Source organism: Paenibacillus darwinianus, assembly GCF_000598065.1.
In the GTDB taxonomy this organism is placed as follows: Bacteria; Bacillota; Bacilli; order Paenibacillales; family Paenibacillaceae; genus Paenibacillus_I; species Paenibacillus_I darwinianus.
The window spans coordinates 19,697-23,613 of record NZ_KK082143.1; the positions used below are offsets into that span (position 1 = coordinate 19,697).

Here is a 3,917-nt window from a genome sequence, read left to right on the forward strand (position 1 = left end):
GCCGCCGCGCTTATCGAGGTGCGGGCCGAAACGGCGGGCTGCGTACGGCGCATCGATGCCGAGAAGCTCGGCATCGCCGCGATGCGGCTTGGAGCGGGCCGCGCGACGAAGGACGAGGCGATCGATTATGCGGTCGGCATCGTGCTGAGCCGCAAGATCGGAGATGTCGTGCAGACGGGCGATGTGATCGCCGTGCTGCATGCCCGGACCGATTCCAGAGCGGAGGCGGAGGTTGCCGCCGAGGTGCGCCAGGCGTTCGAGATTCGATCGGAAGCGCCGGCCGAGCGGCCGCTCGTGCTGTCGGTGGTGACGAAGGATGGCATCGAGCGTTTTGTGTAACGTACCTATCGACGATATAGCGAACCTGAGCAGGGCGGATCATCGCCGCCGGAGAGGACGTCCTCTCCGGCGGTTTTTTTTAATCATTTCTGACTGCTGGAATAATTATCATCCCGCCCGGCGATACTGGGGGAAAGAAGCTAGCCATCGTGCGGCCTGGACAGGGTCCGTTGCCGCCATTCTATTAACCGGAGGGGACACAAAGTGAAGAAATGGAAGATTGCAAGCCTGCTTGCCTGTACAGTATTGGTGGGCGGAGCGAATGCGGCCTTTGCGCTGGAGGAGCCGGCCAAGCCGCAAGGGCAAGCCGCGAACGTTGACCTGGCGCCGTCGGCGCGATCGGCCATTCTGATGGACGCCGACAGCGGGACGATCATTTTCGAGAAAAACAGCTATGATCGGCTGCCCCCCGCAAGCATTACGAAAATCATGACCATGCTGTTGATTATGGAAGCGATCGACCAAGGCAAGCTGAAGCTGACCGATGCGGTGACCACGAGCGAATACGCCGCGTCGATGGGCGGTTCACAAATTTTTCTGGAGCCCGGCGAACAAATGACGGTGCAGGACATGCTCAAGGGGATTGCGCTTGCTTCCGGTAACGACGCTTCGGTTGCCATGGCCGAGAAAATCGCGGGTACCGAGCAGGAATTCGTGCGGATGATGAACGAGAAGGCGCAGTCGCTCGGCCTGAAGAATACCCGGTTCGCCAATCCGAACGGACTTCCGGCTCCCGAACACTACACCTCCGCCCATGATATTGCGATCATGTCGAAGGAGCTGCTGAAATATCGCGAAATTACGGCCTATACCGGCCTCTATCAAGATTACCTTCGCAAGGACAGCGAGAAGCCGTTCTGGCTGGTGAACACGAATAAGCTGGTTCGCTTCTACTCGGGCGCGGACGGTTTGAAAACAGGCTTTACGAGCGAGGCTAAGTTTTGCTTGTCCGCCACGGCGGCCCGTGACGGGTTCCGGCTCATCGCGGTCGTGTTGGGCGAGCCGAATACGAAGACGCGCAACGCCGAAGTGTCGCAAATGTTCGATTATGCATTCGCTCAGTATACGAATGTACCGATTTTCAAAGAGGGCGACGTAATCGGAACGGTTCCGGTGACGAAGGGGAATTTAGCGGAGCTGAAGCTGACCGCCACGCATCCTTACAGCGTCATGATGAAACGCGGCGCGAACAAAACCGACATCCGCAGCGAGTTACGGCTGACGGCTCCGCTGATGGCTCCCGTGCTGCAGGGGCAATCGATCGGCAAGTTGATCGTTTTTCAGGAGGACAAGGTGCTCGCCGAATTCGACGTGCAGTCGCCGCAGGCGATCGGCAAGGCAGGCTGGTGGACGCTGTTCCGCAGAACGACCGCCGAGCTCTTTACCTGATCGGAGCGGATTCGCCGCCGTTTAACGGCGCGGTTTATGTCGGCTTCTAGCAACGTGGTTCTAGTTTTGTCGGGAGGCAGGATTGCGCATGCGCGGCGTAGAAAACACTGTTCTATCCGAGGGAGGAGTGAACAGAAGATGCGTTTGCAGGTGGAACTGGAGCATTACCGCAACGTGCTGATCGTCAGGCTGATCGGCGAGCTCGACCATCATACGGCCGATTCGGTTCGGCAGCAGATGGAGGAGGCGATCCTCAAGGGCGGCGCCGATCATATTATTCTCAGCCTGAAGGATTTGCTGTTTATGGACAGCTCGGGGCTCGGCGTTATTCTCGGGCGATATAAGCTGCTGAAATCGCGCGGCGGCAAAATGGTGGTATGCGACGTCAATCAAGCCGTTTACCGGCTGTTCGAGCTGTCGGGTCTGTTCAAGATTTTGGCGATATACGATAACGAGCGCGCCGCGCTTACGAGCCTGGAGGTCGTATCATGAACGATTCGAATCAGATGTCGCTCACCTTTGCCAGCCGGTCCGAGAACGAAGCGTTTGCCCGGATCGCCGTCGCCGCATTCGTCTCTCAGCTGGATCCGACGATGGAGGAGCTTAACGATTTGAAGACGGCGGTATCGGAAGCGGTCACGAATGCGATCATTCACGGGTACAACGGCGATCCGAACGGCACCGTTACGATCGAGTCGAGAATCGAAGGCGATACGGTATCGATCATGGTGAAGGACGAGGGCAGCGGCATCGAGGATCTGGAACTGGCCCGCCAGCCGCTGTATACGTCCAAACCGGACATGGAGCGTTCGGGTATGGGATTTACGATCATGGAAAATTTCATGGACTCGTTCGAGGTGACCAGCGAGCCGGGCAGAGGGACGCAGATCGTCATGTTCAAGCGCATTGAATCCAAAAAGGCGCTTTATAATTAAGCGGGTAGGGGTTGGGCCTCATGGAAGCCGATTTGAAACAAAACTCGCAGCCGTTTTTGGATGACGCGGAAGTAAAACGATTAATCGCCCTAAGCCAATCCGGAGAGACGAGTGCGCGGGATAAGCTGGTTAACGGCAATATCCGGCTCGTATGGTCCGTCGTCCAGCGATTCATCAATCGAGGGTATGAGCCGGAGGATCTTTTCCAGATCGGCTGCATCGGTCTGCTGAAGTCGGTCGACAAATTCGACCTTTCCTACGACGTTAAATTTTCCACCTACGCCGTGCCGATGATTATCGGAGAGATCCAGCGGTTTCTGCGCGACGATGGTACGCTCAAGGTAAGCCGGTCGCTCAAAGAGCTGGCGAACAAGGTACGCAAAACGAAGGACGAGCTGTCGAAGGTGCTGGGACGCCTTGCAACGATCGGCGAGGTCGCCGAGAGCCTCGGCATCCGCCCGGAGGATGTCGTGTTCGCGCAGGAGGCCAATAAGCCGCCGGCTTCGATTCACGAAACGGTATTCGAGAACGACGGCGACCCGATTACGCTGATGGACCAGATCGCAGACGACAACCAGGATAAGTGGTTTGACAAGCTGACGCTGAACGAAGCGATCGAAACGTTGTCGGAGCGTGAGCGGCTGATCGTTTATTTACGGTATTACCGGGACCAGACGCAATCCGAGGTTGCTTCCCGGCTCGGCATATCGCAGGTGCAGGTGTCCAGACTGGAGAAAAAAATACTGCAAACGATCAAGGACCAGATCGCGCAATAGCGCGGTCCGGTCCTTCTGTCAAGGCCAGAGGGTATGCGCCATGCATCATCAGCGGCTGCGCACCGGACAAATGCGGGTCGGCGTGTAAACGCCCTCGGCTTACATACATCGCAAACAACCGTATCCGAGGATACGGTTGTTTGCGTATAGATTGTATTTCCGTGCCTCATACTAACCGGGAAAAAGCGCCAAAAGGGATGATCGGGCATGAACGAACCGCAATCGAGAACGTTGTATTTACGGCTACGGAAACGGATGCCGCTGCCCCCGGGTGGAACCGTCCGGCTTGGCGAGGCGGCGCGGCTGCTGGCCGGAGGCGACCTTGAGCGGAGGCTGGGCGCCGTCGAAATATACCATCACCATCCCGATGACGGCAACCGGGTTGTGATCGATATGCTGCATATCGTCAAGGCGATTTCAGAGGCGGAGCCCGGCCTGAACGTCGAATATTTCGGCGAGCCCCAGGTGTTGGTGATGG

5 protein-coding genes and 1 pseudogene are annotated in these 3,917 nt (G+C 57.4%); all 6 read left to right on the forward strand.

What is annotated here, in order from left to right; genetic code table 11:
* Window positions 1-339: pseudogene (deoA, locus tag BG52_RS05100) on the forward strand (pyrimidine-nucleoside phosphorylase); the annotation flags it as partial.
* A 204-nt stretch (window positions 340-543) separates the two neighbouring features.
* Window positions 544-1,728 (forward strand): D-alanyl-D-alanine carboxypeptidase family protein, encoded by a 1,185-nt coding sequence (locus tag BG52_RS05105; RefSeq protein ID WP_036585155.1) that lies wholly within the window; start codon window positions 544-546, stop codon window positions 1,726-1,728.
* A gap of 138 nt (window positions 1,729-1,866) precedes the next feature.
* Entirely contained in the window at window positions 1,867-2,220 is a 354-nt protein-coding gene (spoIIAA, locus tag BG52_RS05110) for an anti-sigma F factor antagonist (protein ID WP_036585156.1), read from the forward strand.
* Window positions 2,217-2,663, forward strand: a complete 447-nt coding sequence (spoIIAB, locus tag BG52_RS05115; protein ID WP_036585157.1) for an anti-sigma F factor — start codon at window positions 2,217-2,219, stop codon at window positions 2,661-2,663. The genes spoIIAA and spoIIAB overlap by 4 nt, the downstream gene beginning before the upstream one ends.
* A gap of 20 nt (window positions 2,664-2,683) precedes the next feature.
* The gene (sigF, locus tag BG52_RS05120; protein WP_036585159.1) at window positions 2,684-3,439 is read left to right on the forward strand and encodes an RNA polymerase sporulation sigma factor SigF; all 756 of its coding nucleotides are present in this window, start codon (window positions 2,684-2,686) and stop codon (window positions 3,437-3,439) included.
* Between the two features lie 207 nt (window positions 3,440-3,646).
* On the forward strand, window positions 3,647-3,917 hold a 271-nt coding region (locus tag BG52_RS05125), incomplete at its 3' end, for a stage V sporulation protein AA (protein ID WP_190287468.1).